The sequence below is a fragment of the Rhizobium sp. ERR 1071 genome (assembly GCF_007828675.1).
Classification (GTDB): domain Bacteria; phylum Pseudomonadota; class Alphaproteobacteria; order Rhizobiales; family Rhizobiaceae; genus Rhizobium; species Rhizobium dioscoreae.
On record NZ_VITM01000003.1, the window covers coordinates 42,595 to 56,926 of the forward strand.

The window sequence follows — 14,332 nt, forward strand, 5'->3', positions numbered from 1 at the left end:
CATTCCGGACGAAAAACCGATGCGTATTTGGAAATGCTTCAGTGATCGATGGCGATCCCGCGGCCTGCAAAGAACCTCTCGAACACCTCCAGCGGCATCTCCGCGTTCTCGCGCGTCGCATCGACGTGACCAGAGGGATTGTGGAAGCGGATGCTGTTTCCGTCGACGGCCGTCACCAGCACGAGATGGCCGCCTTTGGCCGGCGGCTCGGTCTCTGGCCAGCGAATCGAATGATGCACCGACGCGATTAAAAACTCCGACTGCAAGAGGATATCGGCGATATCAGCAACGGAAATCCCAGTGACGACACGGGCCTCGAGGCCGAAGCGATCGCGAACGAAGGGAACGAACGGCGCGTAGATCAGCCCCTTGATCCTGCCATCCACCTCCTCGACATAGCCGCCATACTCCCTGCAACCCATGGCCAGATCCATGATCGGGATGGTTTTGCCGGTGCGGGCGGCGAGCACCATCTTCAGGCACGCCATGCCGCAAAGATTGCCGGCCCAGCGGGCATAATCCTCGACGGTGCTTGCGCCGGATGACGCCCAGAGCGGGTCCTTCAGCAAGGCCGATTGCGCGCCCTCGGCGACGACCGCCAACGTCATGTCAGGCGTTTCCCATTGGCTGAAATAAGGAACCTTCCGCGCCACCCTTGCGTCCACGACCACCCTCTCCCGTTGCCGAATCCCGTAGCTACAAGCTTGACCGGAAATGCGCTAGAAAAATGGCCGTCGACTTCGATCTGCAACTGGAGGTGCGCCTTGGAACAACGGTTCACATTTGACGGCGTCGCCAGCCTCTACAATACTTCCCGCCCGCTCTATCCCGATGCGCTTTTTGCCGATGTCATCGATTTTGCCGGGCTGGAAGCCAAGGATCAGGTCCTCGAAATCGGCTGCGGCACCGGACAGGCGACAGAGGGCTTTGCCCGCCGTGGCCTCTCCATTCTCGCGCTTGATCCCGGCGCGGAACTGATTGCAGTTGCCCGGGAAAGATTGGCGGAATTTCCGCGAGTGCGATTCGAGCAAACCACCTTCGAAGCATGGCCGGGCAAGCCGGAGAGCTTCAGGCTGATATTCGCGGCACAATCCTTCCATTGGGTTTCGCCGGAACTGCGCTTCGCTGCGACGGCCGCCCTCCTGGCGCCGGAAGGAACACTCGCCGTCTTCGGCAATGTACCGATGAAGCCGGAACCGCCACTATCCGACAAGTTCGCGGGGATCTACGCCGGCCATGCTCCGCAGCTTGCCGGCCCGCCCGTGGAGGCATGGTATCTGCCTGATGGTCCTTTTGCTCGGGAGCTGCAGCAGTCCGACCACTTCGAAGCTGCGGTGCACCACTCTTATTCCTGGAGCCGGTCGCACACGGCGCAGAGCTATACTGATCTTTTGCGGACGCTTTCAAGCTACCGACTTTTGAGCGAGGATCGGAGAGAAGCGCTGCTTTTCGAACTTGCCGATGCCATCAACGCGCATGGCGGCGTATTCGAATTGCATTATGAAACCCATCTCTATCTCGCCAAGCGCTCGGGCGCGACCTGAACACCAGGCCTATTTCGCCGGCAGCGCCTTCAGGTAGGCCGCGATCGCCTCGCGGTCGCTTGCCGGCAGATGGGCGATGTTCTGCTGGACTTCGGCCATCGAGCCGCCGGCGGAGTCGTAGTCCGGGGTGAAGCCGGTTTCCAGGTAGTTGGCGATGTCGCCGGCGCTCCAGCTGCCGATGGCCTTCGAGCCGGGCGTGATATCGGGGATCTGTCCCTTGCCTTCCGGATTGGGTGCACCCGCCAGCCATTGGCCGCTCACAAAGCCGCCGAGGCTATCGCGCGGCGTGTGGCATTCGCCGCAATGGCCTGGCCCTTCGACGAGATATTGCCCGCGCTTGACCTTCTCGTCGGCACTGGCGAGCACGATACGCGGCTGGTCGTTGAGATAGAGGAACTTCCAGCCGCCCAGCGCCAGCCGGATGTTGAAGGGAAAGGGCAGCTCATGCGGCGGGGCGACATTGTCGCTCTTCGGCAGCGTCTTCAGGAAGGCCCAGAGATCGTTGATGTCCTTGTCGCTCATGCGGGTATAGGAGCCGTAGGGAAAGGACGGGTAGAGGTGCTCGCCGTTTTTACCGACGCCGCGCTTCATGGCGTTGCCGAAATCGGCAAGCGTCCAGCTGCCGAGCCCGGCTTTCTCATCCGGCGAGATATTCGGCACATGGAAAGTACCGAAGGGGCTCGTCAGCGCGAGACCGCCTGAAAGCACCAGCTTGGCATCACCCTGCGCGCCCGGAGCCGCATGACAGCTCGTGCAGCCGCCTGCCCAGAAAACCATCTGACCGTTCTTGACGTCAGGATCGCCGAGATTGGCCCAATGGCTCGCCGGCAAAGGCGATGGCGCGGTGATGACGTAAAATGCGCCGCCGCCGAGGATGATCACGCCGAAAAGGCAAAGCAACCATCGAATAAACCGCGCCATCACGCCACCCCAAGCCTTAGCTCTAAAACCAAAAGGCTCCGCACCGGCAGAACCGGTGCAGATGCCAAGATCGATTTCTAGACCTACCGCTTAATCCTTCTTGATGCGATAGGCCTGATGACAGGCGCCACAGCTGGCGCCGAGGGTCTTCAGCGTCGCGCCGACGCCCGCCTTGTCGGCAGGAAGCTGGGCGAGCGCTGTCTCGGCATCGGTCGAAAGCTTGGCGGCATGCGCCTTGAAGTCATCGAGATTGTCCCAGATCTTCGGATTGACCTCGGGATCGGTCTTGTCGCTCTGCGGGTTGAACTGATCCGGGAAGGCCTTGGCAGTTTCGGCGATCGTCGTCAGCGACGCCTTGACGATATCGGCGTCATAGGGCTTGTCCCCCTTGGCGATCGCGCCGAGAGCTCCGGTGGCGCCGCCGATCTTCTTCATCATCCCGATGCGGGAGTCATGCGTGCCGTCGGCTGCGACGACCGAACCTAGTGCGATGCCGGCCAAAGCCGTCGCCATCACAATCGCTTTCCACTTCATTTCGTTCTCCTACCTCTCGGGTGTTCAAGACCGCGCATGCGGCCCGGCGCATGATTACGGCGACATGTTTGCCGGTTTCCTTTCCGGCAATGAAGTCACAAAGTGGTGAGAGCTGAGTGAAATCAGTGTCATGCCATCGACATACACATTCGCGGCGGCAACCCTTACCCCAATTTCAGGCCCTCCCAGACAGTAAACACGGAAACCACGACAAGCATCAGCCCGGCTGCGCGGCCCGCAAAGGCGGTTGCTCTGGGATTGGCGACCAGTAGCTCGCGGCTGCGCCCGGCAGTGATGGCAAGTCCGCCATAGACGGCAAATTGCGTTGCGATGGTCATGGCTCCCATGATGACGGCCTGTATCCACATCGGCCCGTAATCCGGCTTTAGGAATTGCGGATAGACGGCGAAGATGAAGAGATAGGCCTTGGGATTGATGAGGCAAGTCACCGCTCCCTGCCGGAAGGCTTTCCAGGCGGAACGGCTGCCGGCAGGCCCCTCGCCTCCCACGGTGATGGAACTGCGCATCAGCGTATAGCCGATGAAAGCCATATAGGCGCCGCCAGCGATCAGCAGCGGATTGAAGAGGATCGGCACAAAATGCATCAGCAAGCCGATGCCGACGGCACCGTTCAACGAATGCACCGCACCGCCGAGCATAATGCCGCCCGTCGCGGCGAGGCCGCGATTGCTGCCGCCAGTCAGCGAATTGGCAAGCACGAACAGCATGTCCATACCCGGTACGATGATGATGCCCAAGAGAAGTATGAAGAAGAGCCAGAGATTTTCTGCGCAACCCATGTCAGTTGCCTATCGCCCTCTCCAGAGAGACAGGAGAGGAAATGGTTGATTTTCAAGTCGATAGGCAGTCTTATAAAATGAACCAACTGACGGGGTGTTGTCAGTAGCCTTCTTCTTTGGGGCAAGAAATGCGCAAGGCATCGCGCCTGTTCGAGATCATCCAGATCCTGCGGCTGGCCAAGCGGCCGGTGACAGGGGCCGATATCGCCGCCCGGCTGGAGGTGACGGTCCGCTCGGTCTATCGCGATATCGCGGCACTTCAGGCGATGCGGGTGCCGATCGAGGGCGAGCGAGGCATCGGCTATATCCTGCGGCCCGGCTTCGACCTGCCGCCGCTGATGTTTTCGATCGAGGAAATGGAAGCGATCGTGCTGTCGCTGGCGCTTTTGGAGCGCACCGGTGATGCCGAGCTGAAGCAGGCGGCCAAGCGCGTCACCGCGAAAATTGCCGGTGCCGTACCGCCGCCGCTGCGCCAGACGCTCGACGCCAATGCGCTGCATGCCTGGGGCTTTGCCGCACCTTCCGCCTCGGCGATCGATCTCTCGCTGGTGCGCCGCGCCATTCGCGACGAGGAAAAGCTGGATCTTGCCTATCGCGACGAGTTGGGCCGCGCCACGGAACGCATCATCCGGCCGATCGCCCTCATCTATTATTCGGAGACCGCCAACATCGTCGCCTGGTGCGAATTGCGCCAGGCCATCCGCAACTTCCGTAGCGATCGGATCGAAGGCTGCGAGGCGACGGGATTGTGGTTCAAGGGCGAAGGTGATGGTTTGAGGCAAATCTGGGTGAACCGCTGGCAGATAAACACCTCAACCGCTGCCGGCTGAGGTGCTGCAGATCCCACAGATCTAACGTTGCGAATTAAAGGACCATGCCACCCGAGGCTTCGATGCGCTGCCCGTTGACCCAGCGATTGTCGTCCGACAGCAGCGAGGCGATCATCGGGCCGATATCGTCAGGCAGGCCTGCGCGGCCGAGTGCTGTCATGGAAGCGACCATCCTGTTGACCTCGGGATTGTCGCGGACCATGCCGCCGCTGAAATCGGTCTGGATCGCGCCCGGCGCCACCGTGTTGACCGTGATGCCGCGCGGGCCGAGCTCCTTGGCAAAATAGCGCGTCAGTACCTCGACCGCACCCTTCATCGCCGCATAGGCCGACGAGCCCGGATAGCTGACACGAGCAAGGCCGGAGGAAATATTGACGATACGGCCGCCGTCGTTGATGTGCGACAGCAGCTTCTGCGTCAGGAAGAAGACGCCCTTGAGATGGATGTTGTAGAGCTTGTCGAACTCGGCTTCCGTCGTTTCAGCGATGGAGGCGTGATAGGACGTGCCGGCATTGTTGACGAGGAAATCGAAACGATCGCGCGCCCAGCCCTTCTGCAGCACACGGCCAACTTCGGCAACAAAAGCGTCGAAGGATGCGACATCGCCAGTGTCGAGCCGCAAGGCTACAGCCTTTTGACCGAGCGCTTCGATCTCGGCAACGGCGTTATCGGCTTCTGCCTTATTTGCGTTATAGGTCAGGATGCTATCGACACCGCGCTGGGCAAGATGAATGGCGCTATTGCGGCCGAGGCCACGGCTGCCGCCGGTAATGATCGCAATCTTTGTCTTTGATTTATCGGAATTTTCAGTCGTCATTGCCGTTCTCCAGGGAATGGTTGGTGACCGGAATCTACGCCTGCGGAACCATTTCCCTGAATGCCGGAACTCGCGAATTTCTTGCCTATTCCTCCAACTGCCTTGTTCGCTGCTGCCCCGCTGCTATGATGCCGCAGTGGCACTTTCCCCGGAGACCACCAATGTCCTCAGCCCTTAAAGATGCGATCACACAATTTATCGAAGCCAATGACGGCGGCGACAATGGCGTCTTTCCCACGGGCATCGATGGCCTGCTGATCATGCGCTCGACCGAGCCGAAAATGCCGCATGCGATGATCTACCGACCGGCGCTCTGCGTCATTCTGCAGGGTGCGAAGCAATTGATGCTGAATGACAGAGTGATCGACTATGCCGAGATGCAGGCGCTCATCATCAGCATCGAGCTGCCTGCAGCCGGTAGAGTGGTCCAGGCGAGTGTCGAAAAACCCTATATGGCCATCTCCCTGGAATTCGATGTGGGCATGATGCGTGAGGTGATGGGACAGCTCGACAAGCCGCCGAAACCAGCAGGCGGCGCGCAGCTTGGCATCTTCGTCGAGAATCTCGGCGATGAGCTTGCCGATTGCCTGGTACGATTGACCCGATTGCTGTCGAACCCGGGTGCCATTCCGGTGCTCTATCCGGCGATCATGCGCGAAATCTGCTTCTGGCTGCTCACCGGCCCGAATGGCGGCGAGGTCTGCAAGCTGGTGCTGCCCGATGGCCAGACGCGGCGCATTGCCGACGCCATCCGCCTGTTGCGCGATAACTTTGCAGAACCGGTACGCATCGAGCAGCTTGCCGCTGTCGCACGCATGAGCTCCTCCTCCTTCCACCAGCATTTCAAGACGCTGACCTCGATGACGCCGCTGCAATATCAGAAGCAGATGCGGCTGCTGGAAGCACGCCGCCTGATGGTCGCCGGCCACGCCAATGTGGAGAGTGCTGCCTATCGCGTCGGCTACGAAAGTGCCTCGCAGTTCAGCCGCGAATATACCCGCATGTTCGGCACGCCGCCGAAAAGGGACGTGACCGAGATGCGGATGGCGGCGGAATAATAACAGGTCAACTCTCGGTTTTGCGCGCCGCTAAAGAGCAATCGCGGTCACCAACAGAATAAAAGCCAGTAATCCCAAGACCGCTCGCGCGGCATGCGACCATTCCCAGAGATCACGCAGCATGGTCCAGTCCGCCTCGGCATCAGCCTCGATCCGTTGACCGCCGACTGGAACGTGGGAAAAGAAGCCTGCGCCCAACCCTTTCAGATCGGCATCCTTGAGCCAGAAATTGTTTACGGGCTGTATCAGCAACCAAAAGACTGCATGCATGGCAGCCATGGCAGCAAAAGCCGCGGCAAACAGCCAGAACGCGATAATGTTGGCTGGCGTCAGGAACAGGAGAAGCAGAAGCAAAAGAGTGCCGATCGGCTCGGCAACGCCGCCGATCGTGAATCCGGGATAATAAATTCGCTGAACCGTCATATAGTCTTCTTTCGACAGTCGCATTTTACCCGGCAGCTCCAGCAGATGTGCCAGCGCCAGTGCCATGGCAACTGCCACGACCATGATTGTCAGAATTTGCAATACCGGAAACATCGGCTCCGCCTCACAGCAGCCTCGGTTCCTAAACTTTCAACGTTGCGGATCGTTCCCCCTGTCAAATCATCCAAGGGATTCATCAAGCGCCCGACAGCGCCAGCACCCGGCTATCCTCGCGTCCGAAGCCTATAACCTCCAGCCGATCATTGTGGACGGCGACGATCGCATAGGCGCTCGTATCTTCGGTATCGACCATGCCCTTAAAGTTGACGAAGTATGTGCCACCCGACACTCCGAAGTTGCCGGCGTGATTGTGGCCATTGAGGTAGGCGACGACATGCTCGTTCTCCGCCAGAAGCGCCAGCAAGCGGTCGCTGTTCAGGGCGTTATGGGCATTATCCGGGAAGATCGGATAGTGGTTCATGACTATGACCTTCTCGCCCGCCGCCTTTGCTTCCCTGAGCTTTGCAGCAAGCCAGTCATATTGTGTGTCGCCTATCGCTCCGTTCCATCGCTGGCCATTGAGCGCGCCAGTGCTCTCCAGCACCCGCATCATTTCCTTTGCCTCCTGCCGTCGAGGATCGCCTTCCGGCGGGGCAAAGACGCTGATTTCATTGCCATCGAGCGCGATGAAGCGATAGCCGGAATGGCCGAAATCATAATAGGCCGACGGCATGCCCACGCGTGCCGGCACCGTGCCGAGATGTTCCGATGCCACGGCGAAATCGTGATTGCCGAGGAGGAGGTGCTTGGGATGACGCAAGGCTTCGTAGACAGGCAGAATGGCGTCGAAGCTCTTCCATTCACGATCGATAATATCGCCGAGGGTCACCACGAAGGCGAGATCATGCCGATTGAACTCCTCAATGGCCTCCCGAAGCTTGTCGAGGCTCTTCGCCGGATAGCGATTGAGGGTGAGATTGGGCGCGAGATCGGCATATTGCGGATCGGCGATGACACCGAAGCGGAAAAGCGGCGCTGATGGCATTCAGCCTCCTGTGGCGATCTCCTGAGCCGTCATGCGGCACACAGATATATCAACAAGGCTGCTCATAAGAAAACACCCGACGCCAGGAAGACGCCGGGTGCGAAAGCCAGCCTATGCGGCGAACCTTACTTCGTAGCGGCTTCGTAGCGCTCCAGAACGTAGTCCCAGTTGATCAGGCTGTCGATGAAGGCTTCGAGGTACTTCGGACGCAGGTTGCGGTAATCGATGTAGTAGGAGTGCTCCCAAACGTCGACGCCGAGGATCGGGTCGGCGCCGTGGACGAGCGGGTTTTCGCCGTTCGGGGTCTTGGAGATTTCGAGCTTGCCGTTCTTGACGGAAACCCATGCCCAGCCGGAGCCGAACTGAGTGGCGCCGGCAGCGGCAAAATCGGCCTTGAACTTGTCATAGCCGCCGAGATCGGAGGCAAAAGCCGCTTCGAGCTTGCCCGGCAGCTTGTTGCCGCCGCCGCCCTTCTTCATCCACTTCCAGAAATGGATGTGGTTGTAGTGCTGGGCTGCATTGTTGAAGAGGCCTGCATTGGTGCCGAAGGACTTCTTCACGATTTCCTCGAGCGACAGATCGGCAAGACCTGCTTCCGCGGCGAGCTTGTTGCCATTGTCGACATAAGCCTTGTGGTGCTTGTCGTGGTGATACTCAAGGGTTTCACGCGACATGAAGGGCGAAAGGGCGTCGTAATCATATGGAAGTTCAGGCAATTCGAAAGCCATGGTCATATCTCCTCTTGGCAAAAAATTGCGTCGGCAGGTGAACCGGAACATAGGAGCGGTCGCCTGGAAGGGCAACCGGCGACATGCCAAAAAAGTTGCACTCGGGAGTAAAAATTGCCCTATTTTTGAATTAGATATAGCATAGACTTAGAAATGAACCTTGCTGTATATGATGATGCCCGAATACAGGGCGAACTGCTGCACCGAAATGTCGACAGGGCAGGTTGCCGAGACTAGGTTTGCGGAGCTCATTCGCTGATGAGGAATGTCGGTGACGATCGCCTGTTTGCACACAGCCGAAAGCAACATCGCCGTCTATGAAACGGCGGCGAAGGGACTTGGATTGCCCGAGGGGATGCTGCGTCATCACATCCGCGCGGATCTTCTACTTGCCGCCGAAAAAGTGGGGCGCCTGACGGATGAGATCTCTGCCGAAACGGCGGCCCTCCTCTGGCATCTGGCAGAGGATGCCGATGCCGTCGTGCTCAATTGCTCGACACTCGGTCCGGCAGCATTGAAGGTCGCTGCCGGTGCCGAGGCACCGATCATCCGAGCCGATGCGATGCTGGCCGAGCAAGCGGTCAAGGCAGGCGGCAAGGTTATCGTGTTGTGCACCGTCGAAACGACCATCGCCCCGACGACCGCACTTTTCGAAACAGCGGCTAAGGCGACGGGTGCTGAAATCGAGGTTCGGCTGGTGCCGGGCGCATGGGCGCACTTCCGCGAGGGGGATCTCCGGGCCTATCTCACCTCGATTGCCGAGGCGGTGAAAGCGGTCAGCGGCGAAGGCGCTGTTACGATCGCTTTCGCTCAAGCCTCGATGACCGATGCTGTTCATCTTCTTCCGGCAAACTGCCCGCAACCTATGACCGGTCCGGCGGCCGCACTTGCCGCGGCAATGGCGAAGACCACGGATAGCTGAAGCGTTACAGGTTGCGCCCGAAATAGACGTTGACCTCAGCAATGCGGTCGCCGGCAAAGCGGATGAGCTCCACATTGCGAAAGCTGGCACCATCCATCTTCTCGGCGCGATAGCCGACGATCACGTCGTCACCATCCGCGACCAGATGTTCGATATGAATGTCGCGGAACACCTTCTCCTTCGGCCAGCAGTGCTCGAAATAGCGTTTTCGGTCGATGTGATCGTCGCGCGGGCTGGAAAAGGTGAAATCCTGGGTCAGCATCGGGTCGACGATATCGGGATGCTGAGCGACATAGGCTGCAAACAGCCGTTTGACCGTATCGCAACGGGCATTTTCGAGAGAGTTCATAATCTGCTTCCTCCTTTGCATCAGCGCAGCTTTTGATCCGCCAACCATTAACTGATTGCGTAACGCAATCAGTTTTATAATATCAGTCGGGCGAACCGACAAGGCGCTTTGCAGACTTGGCATTGCCGCCTGTGTGGTCCAAACTCTGCCGCACTCCCAATCAGCAGAAAGCCATCGCAGTGCCCGAGGCTCATCACTCCATGTTGGAAAAGCTGCGCCGCCTGGCGGCAAAGGACAATCGTCCGGCGGGCGAACCGACCGGCATCGGCAGCTATTCCACACTTTTCACCTTCGTCACGCGCGAACGCGAGCGCATTGCCGGCTCGGCCTTTTCACAGGTTTCAATCGTCGCCATCCTCGAAGGTTCCAAGGAAATCGTCAGCATGGGACGACAGCGACATTTTGCGGCCGGTACGGTGCTCGTGCTGCCGGCAGGCTGGAGCGGCGATGTCGTCAACGACCCCGATCCGCAGACAGGCTTCTATCGGGCAATCTTCATCACCTTCCCCGAGGAATTGACACGCCGTGCAGCAAAAGCCTTTCCGCCTGCGCAGCCCGCATCGCAGATAGACTTGCCGCTCGATCCGCTGCTGGCTGCCGCGATCAACCATGCCGGCGAAGGCATCGCCGGCGGCAATATGCCGATCCCGCTGATCGAGCACAGGCTTCTCGAAATCCTTATGGTGCTCGGCATGCGCGGTGCCCTGCCCGGTTCGCCGGAGACCACAGCCGAGGCGGTGCGGGCGCTGGTGCGCTGGCAGCCGGATCGAGCTTGGACAGCCGATCTCATCGCCGCCGAGCTCGGCACCAGCAACGCCACGCTGCGCCGCCGCCTGTCGCGCGAGGGCGCCTCCCTGCGAGAGGTGCTGGTAAGCGAGCGCGTGGCGCTGGCCACGACCCTTCTCGCCGAGGACGGGCTATCGCTGCGGGAAGCCGCGCTTGCGACAGGCTATCGCTCGCCCCGACGCTTTGCCGATCGACTTCGCAGCGCGTGAGCGTTTGCGACAGCATTTTGAGCGTTTGCGTGCGCCGACGCTCGGCACGAATTTGTTAGACCCTGCCCTCGAAGCTCACAGGAGCGAACCGCGAAAGGGCAACATCATGAAAACCATGCTCAACCTTCTGAACGCCACCGTCATCGCAGCAGTTGTCGCCACCCCGGCCCTATCGGCCGATCTCAAGGTGACGTTTCCAAAGAGCAATGACCGGACGCTGCTGCCGGAAAACGCCTCCTGCATTTCGACATCTTCAGACAAGTCGGCACCCGGCCCCAACAAGAGCCTTGCCGTTTCCTGGTCGAAAGGGCCGAAGGGCACGCGATCCTATGCGTTGACGATGGTCGACCCTGACGTGCCCACCGATTTCTCGCTGTTCAACAAGGCGGACAAGACCATCCCGAAGGATTTCAAGCGGATGGAATTCGTTCACTGGGTGCTGGCCGATATTCCTGCGTCGCGCACCAGCCTTGCCGAAGGCGCGGACGGAAACGGTCCTTCAGCCAATGGCCTGCCGCTCGAACGCACGGCCTATGGACGCCGCGGCCAGAATGGTGCCGGCGGCGGCAATTTGAAGGATGGGCCGCATGGCGGTTATATGGGCGCCTGCCCACCCTGGAATGACGCGCGCATTCACAGCTATCACGTCACCGTCTATGCGCTCGATGTCGACCGACTGAACCTGCCGGATCTCTTCACCCGCGCCGATCTGCTTGCCGCCGCGAAAGGCCATATCCTGGCATCGGGCAGCAAGGAACTGTTTTACACATTGAATGCAAAGGCCGAGAAATGACCGAGACGAGATGGGATGCAGCAGCACCGGCCGAGCCGGAAACCGCCCATTGGATGCGGAACCTGATCATCTGCCTCGTCGGCTCGTTCACGACGATCGTGGCGATGACGCTGCTGCTCCCCTTCCTGCCGCTTTATGTCGAGGAACTCGGCGTCAGCGACAAAGCCGCGATCGTGCAATGGTCCGGTATCGCCTATGGCGCCACCTTCTTTGCCGCCGCCTTCGTCGCGCCGCTCTGGGGACGGCTGGGCGATATATACGGCCGCAAGCTGATGCTGATCCGCGCCAGTCTTGGCATGACGGTCGCCATCTCGCTGATGGGCATGGCCGGCAATGTCTGGCAGCTGGTGGCGCTGCGCCTCTTCACCGGCCTTGCCGGTGGCTATGCCTCGGGTTCGATGGTGCTGGTGGCAGCGCAAACGCCGAAGCATCGCTCCGCCTGGGCGTTGGGCACGCTGTCGGCGGGCATCATGGCCGGCAATCTCGTCGGACCACTGATCGGCGGCGCGCTGCCGCCCGTTATCGGCATCCGCGGCACCTTCCTGCTGGCCGGCGGCGTAATCTTCCTGACGTTCCTGGCGACGACCTTCCTGATCAAGGAGGAAAAATCCACGGCGCGCAAGAAGGCTGCAAAGGCCAGCGGCAGCTGGGCCTCGATTCCGGACAAACGCCCCGTCGTCGCCATGCTGTCGCTCGGCCTCTTGCTGATGCTCGCCAATATGTCGATCGAGCCGATCATCACAGTCTATGTCGCGCAGTTCGTAACGGACGCCAATGTGACGATGGTCTCCGGCGTCGTCATGGCGGCCGCTGCGCTCGGCAGCATCCTGTCGTCCTCCTGGCTCGGCAAGCTAGCCGACCGCATCGGCTACTGGAGCGTCATCATGGCGGCGCTTGCTGTTGCGGCGCTGCTGCTGATACCGCAGGCTTTCGTGAGCTCGGCCTGGCAGTTGATCGGCCTGCGTTTCCTGATGGGCGTGGCGCTCGGCGGCCTTCTGCCCTGCATCACCGCCGTTATCCGGCATAATGTTCCCGATGCGGCGACGGGCAGCATTCTCGGGCTCTCCATCTCCTCGCAATATGTCGGCCAGGTGGCAGGCCCAGTCCTGGGCGGCTTCGTCGGCGGCCATATCGGCATGCGCGCCGTGTTCCTCGGAACCTGCGTGCTGCTGGCGATCGGCGCTGCCTATTGCTGGTGGGTCAGCCCGAAGAAGGAAGCGGAATAACTCAGCCGCTACCTGCAAACACGGGCATTGAAGATCAGAATTGCCGCGTGATCGTCGCGATTCTGACCGAGCCAGATTGAGCTCAAATGTGCTTTTGCTATTCTCCCGTGATTGACAGTTGTGGAGATCCGCCATGGCGCTTCCAAGCTTCGAAACCGAGAGACTGATCCTTCTGCCTCGCGTCATGGCCGATCTTGACGATTGCATCGCCATGGATCGCGACCCAGAGGTAACGCGCTTCATTCCCGGCCCGTGGCACGATGCCGTGGCACATCGAACCTTCGTGAAAGGTCGGATCGAGGCGAGTTTCGGTGATGGTCTCGGATATTGGTCAATCCGCGCCAAAGAAAGGCCTAAGCAATTCCTCGGCTGGATATTGCTGATACCCGCCGACGCCGTCGGGCCTGATATCGAGATCGGATGGCGGCTGAACAGGCGTGCCTGGGGCAAGGGTTATGCGACGGAGGCGGCAAGGCCGGTTCTCGCCCATGCCTTCCAGACACTCGAACTCGATCGCGTGATTGCCGATATCGCCCCTGGAAATGCGGCGTCCGTCCGCGTTGCGCAAAAGCTCGGTCTGTCGCAGCCGCGCCAGACCACCTATCACGATGAGCCCTTTGCTTCGTACAGCGTGACGAGAGCCACCTTCGAGGCTGAGCTTACGAGGCAGTGACCCCATGCCTCGCGTCAAGGCCGACCGCAGATAAAATCGACCCCAGAACGCGCTATCGCCTCCAGCGTTTCGCGCTTATCGCCTGCACGCGCTCGAACGGCAAGCGAATGCATGACAGCGGATGCCAGCTTTGCGAGAGTTGCAGCATCCGCTTCAGCCGGAAGCTCGCCCCGCTCAACCGCAAGCTCCATGCGTTCCTTGATCGCATCGTCGAATTCATTCAAGCTGCGGCGCAATACCTCCCGTACTCGATCATGCTGAATAGCCTCTGCCGTGGCCGTGCTGATCAGGAAGCAGCCACGCGCCGCGGTCTCGCCATGCAGGTATATTTTCAGAGCCTCGGCATAGATGCGCGCGAGATTCTCCCGCAGCGTGAGGGCCGGGTTGAGCGCCTCAGACAATATATCGAGACTGTCCTCGCGATAACCTTCCAAGGTGTCAAGATAGAGGTCCTCCTTGTCCCCGAATGCTCCGTAGAGGCTCGGCCGATTGAGTTTCGTCGCAGCGCTCAAATTATCCAATGAGGCCGCCGAGAATCCTCTGTCCCAGAAAACCTCCCGTGCCTGCCCAATGACAGCTTTCGCGTCAAAAGCGCGTGGACGGCCCTGCTTCTTCTCGCTCTTCATATTTTATACTACTTCGCACAAAAATCTTGACCGGATGCATTTTATGCG

General features: G+C 59.9%; 18 protein-coding genes. 8 read left to right on the plus strand and 10 right to left on the minus strand.

Going from position 1 to position 14,332, the window contains the following annotated elements; translation table 11 throughout:
- Nucleotides 1-38: 38 nt before the first annotated feature.
- Nucleotides 39-689, minus strand: a complete 651-nt coding sequence (locus FBZ99_RS10275; RefSeq protein ID WP_145632913.1) for a C39 family peptidase — start codon at nucleotides 687-689, stop codon at nucleotides 39-41.
- Between the two features lie 75 nt (nucleotides 690-764).
- Between FBZ99_RS10275 and FBZ99_RS10280 the strand changes: the two genes are divergently transcribed.
- Nucleotides 765-1,544, plus strand: coding sequence for a class I SAM-dependent methyltransferase (locus tag FBZ99_RS10280; RefSeq protein ID WP_113354002.1), 780 nt, complete (start codon nucleotides 765-767; stop codon nucleotides 1,542-1,544).
- A gap of 9 nt (nucleotides 1,545-1,553) precedes the next feature.
- Here the strand turns inward: FBZ99_RS10280 and FBZ99_RS10285 are convergent, their stop codons facing one another.
- The 3 genes from FBZ99_RS10285 to FBZ99_RS10295 form a co-directional block, all read right to left on the minus strand.
- Complete coding sequence (locus FBZ99_RS10285; protein ID WP_145632916.1) at nucleotides 1,554-2,468, minus strand: cytochrome c; 915 nt, start codon at nucleotides 2,466-2,468, stop codon at nucleotides 1,554-1,556.
- Nucleotides 2,469-2,555: 87 nt separating this feature from the next.
- On the minus strand, nucleotides 2,556-2,999 hold the full coding sequence (locus FBZ99_RS10290) for a c-type cytochrome (protein WP_069616043.1): 444 nt from the start codon (nucleotides 2,997-2,999) through the stop codon (nucleotides 2,556-2,558).
- A gap of 164 nt (nucleotides 3,000-3,163) precedes the next feature.
- A complete protein-coding gene (locus FBZ99_RS10295) occupies nucleotides 3,164-3,799 on the minus strand; it encodes a LysE family translocator (protein WP_145632919.1) in 636 nt (211 codons plus the stop codon).
- A 128-nt stretch (nucleotides 3,800-3,927) separates the two neighbouring features.
- On the opposite strand from FBZ99_RS10295, the gene FBZ99_RS10300 reads away from it, so the two are divergent.
- Nucleotides 3,928-4,629, plus strand: a complete 702-nt coding sequence (locus FBZ99_RS10300; RefSeq protein WP_145632922.1) for a helix-turn-helix transcriptional regulator — start codon at nucleotides 3,928-3,930, stop codon at nucleotides 4,627-4,629.
- A gap of 34 nt (nucleotides 4,630-4,663) precedes the next feature.
- On the opposite strand, the gene FBZ99_RS10305 is transcribed toward FBZ99_RS10300, so the two are convergent.
- Nucleotides 4,664-5,446 (minus strand): SDR family NAD(P)-dependent oxidoreductase, encoded by a 783-nt coding sequence (locus FBZ99_RS10305; RefSeq protein WP_145632925.1) that lies wholly within the window; start codon nucleotides 5,444-5,446, stop codon nucleotides 4,664-4,666.
- Nucleotides 5,447-5,607: 161 nt separating this feature from the next.
- Here FBZ99_RS10305 and FBZ99_RS10310 point away from each other — a divergent pair, with 161 nt between their 5' ends.
- The gene (locus tag FBZ99_RS10310; RefSeq protein WP_113353997.1) at nucleotides 5,608-6,504 is read left to right on the plus strand and encodes an AraC family transcriptional regulator; all 897 of its coding nucleotides are present in this window, start codon (nucleotides 5,608-5,610) and stop codon (nucleotides 6,502-6,504) included.
- A gap of 30 nt (nucleotides 6,505-6,534) precedes the next feature.
- Here the strand turns inward: FBZ99_RS10310 and FBZ99_RS10315 are convergent, their stop codons facing one another.
- The 3 genes from FBZ99_RS10315 to FBZ99_RS10325 form a co-directional block, all read right to left on the minus strand.
- The gene (locus FBZ99_RS10315; protein ID WP_113353996.1) at nucleotides 6,535-7,041 is read right to left on the minus strand and encodes an anthrone oxygenase family protein; all 507 of its coding nucleotides are present in this window, start codon (nucleotides 7,039-7,041) and stop codon (nucleotides 6,535-6,537) included.
- An 82-nt stretch (nucleotides 7,042-7,123) separates the two neighbouring features.
- Nucleotides 7,124-7,972 carry a metallophosphoesterase gene (locus FBZ99_RS10320; protein WP_145632928.1) on the minus strand — a complete coding sequence of 283 codons (849 nt, stop codon included), beginning with the start codon at nucleotides 7,970-7,972 and terminating at the stop codon, nucleotides 7,124-7,126.
- 125 nt (nucleotides 7,973-8,097) lie between these two features.
- Nucleotides 8,098-8,700 (minus strand): superoxide dismutase, encoded by a 603-nt coding sequence (locus tag FBZ99_RS10325; RefSeq protein ID WP_015339177.1) that lies wholly within the window; start codon nucleotides 8,698-8,700, stop codon nucleotides 8,098-8,100.
- Nucleotides 8,701-8,965: 265 nt separating this feature from the next.
- Here FBZ99_RS10325 and FBZ99_RS10330 point away from each other — a divergent pair, with 265 nt between their 5' ends.
- Nucleotides 8,966-9,622 (plus strand): aspartate/glutamate racemase family protein, encoded by a 657-nt coding sequence (locus FBZ99_RS10330; protein WP_246661095.1) that lies wholly within the window; start codon nucleotides 8,966-8,968, stop codon nucleotides 9,620-9,622.
- Between the two features lie 4 nt (nucleotides 9,623-9,626).
- Here the strand turns inward: FBZ99_RS10330 and FBZ99_RS10335 are convergent, their stop codons facing one another.
- Nucleotides 9,627-9,971 carry a nuclear transport factor 2 family protein gene (locus tag FBZ99_RS10335; protein WP_113390341.1) on the minus strand — a complete coding sequence of 115 codons (345 nt, stop codon included), beginning with the start codon at nucleotides 9,969-9,971 and terminating at the stop codon, nucleotides 9,627-9,629.
- A gap of 179 nt (nucleotides 9,972-10,150) precedes the next feature.
- On the opposite strand from FBZ99_RS10335, the gene FBZ99_RS10340 reads away from it, so the two are divergent.
- From FBZ99_RS10340 to FBZ99_RS10355, 4 genes are all read left to right on the plus strand, one after another.
- The gene (locus tag FBZ99_RS10340) at nucleotides 10,151-10,966 is read left to right on the plus strand and encodes a helix-turn-helix domain-containing protein (RefSeq protein ID WP_145632936.1); all 816 of its coding nucleotides are present in this window, start codon (nucleotides 10,151-10,153) and stop codon (nucleotides 10,964-10,966) included.
- Nucleotides 10,967-11,072: 106 nt separating this feature from the next.
- Nucleotides 11,073-11,759 carry a YbhB/YbcL family Raf kinase inhibitor-like protein gene (locus FBZ99_RS10345; RefSeq protein ID WP_113330758.1) on the plus strand — a complete coding sequence of 229 codons (687 nt, stop codon included), beginning with the start codon at nucleotides 11,073-11,075 and terminating at the stop codon, nucleotides 11,757-11,759.
- Complete coding sequence (locus FBZ99_RS10350; protein ID WP_113353993.1) at nucleotides 11,756-12,985, plus strand: MFS transporter; 1,230 nt, start codon at nucleotides 11,756-11,758, stop codon at nucleotides 12,983-12,985. The genes FBZ99_RS10345 and FBZ99_RS10350 overlap by 4 nt, the downstream gene beginning before the upstream one ends.
- 133 nt (nucleotides 12,986-13,118) lie before the next feature.
- Complete coding sequence (locus FBZ99_RS10355; protein ID WP_113353992.1) at nucleotides 13,119-13,658, plus strand: GNAT family N-acetyltransferase; 540 nt, start codon at nucleotides 13,119-13,121, stop codon at nucleotides 13,656-13,658.
- A gap of 14 nt (nucleotides 13,659-13,672) precedes the next feature.
- On the opposite strand, the gene FBZ99_RS10360 is transcribed toward FBZ99_RS10355, so the two are convergent.
- Nucleotides 13,673-14,284, minus strand: a complete 612-nt coding sequence (locus FBZ99_RS10360; RefSeq protein ID WP_113353991.1) for a TetR/AcrR family transcriptional regulator — start codon at nucleotides 14,282-14,284, stop codon at nucleotides 13,673-13,675.
- Nucleotides 14,285-14,332 lie beyond the last annotated feature (48 nt).